Source organism: Vibrio sp. 2033, from assembly GCF_033339735.1.
On sequence record NZ_JAWOVC010000235.1, the window covers coordinates 1 to 816 of the forward strand.

At 45.7% G+C, this 816-nt stretch carries 1 protein-coding gene; it reads left to right on the forward strand.

Annotated elements, in window-relative coordinates:
* Nucleotides 1–816, forward strand: an 816-nt coding sequence (gene rnd / locus R7P74_RS25795) for a ribonuclease D (protein ID WP_318123490.1), incomplete at both ends; no start/stop codon positions are given.

Below are 816 nucleotides of genomic sequence, written 5' to 3' on the forward strand. Positions count from 1 at the left end.
TTATCAGATTATTACTAAAAACAAAGACCTAGAACAAGTTTGTGCTCAAGCAAGAGACGCAGATGTCGTAATGCTGGATACCGAGTTCGTACGTATCAGGACTTTTTATCCGCAACTAGGTTTGATTCAGCTTTTCGACGGCAAGCACTTGTCCCTTATCGATCCGACAGAATTAACGGACATGACATCTTTCATCGAACTATTGAAAGATGCATCGGTACTTAAAGTGCTTCACGCCTGTGGCGAAGATTTAGAAGTATTCCAAAATGCATTTGGTTGTACGCCATTTCCAATGGTCGATACACAGTTAATGGCGGCGTTTCTTGGCCACGGGCTGTCAACAGGTTTTGCAACGCTGGTGGAAGAATACTTAGGTGTTGCGTTGGACAAGAGTGAATCTCGCACCGACTGGATGGCTCGCCCTCTCACGCAAAAGCAACTCGATTATGCAGCGGCAGACGTTCACTACTTGTTGCCACTTTACGAAAAATTGCTCGATAAAGTCACTGAAGCTGGTTGGTGGGAAGCGGTGCAGCAAGAGAGCGACTTGTTGGTTTCCAAACGCATTCGCGAAACCAACGAAGAAAATGCGTACCTTGATATTAAAGGAGCGTGGCAACTTAAACCGTCAGAGTTAGCTGTGTTAAAGCCGCTAGCGACTTGGCGTTATCGTGAAGCAATCAAGCGCGACTTAGCACTAAACTTCATCTTCAAAGAGGGTGATTTGCTAACGGTTGCTCGTTTAGGTTTAACAAGCTTTAAAAAGATGGAAGCGGAAGGGATGGATAGCCGCGCGGTCAATCGTCACGGTACTAA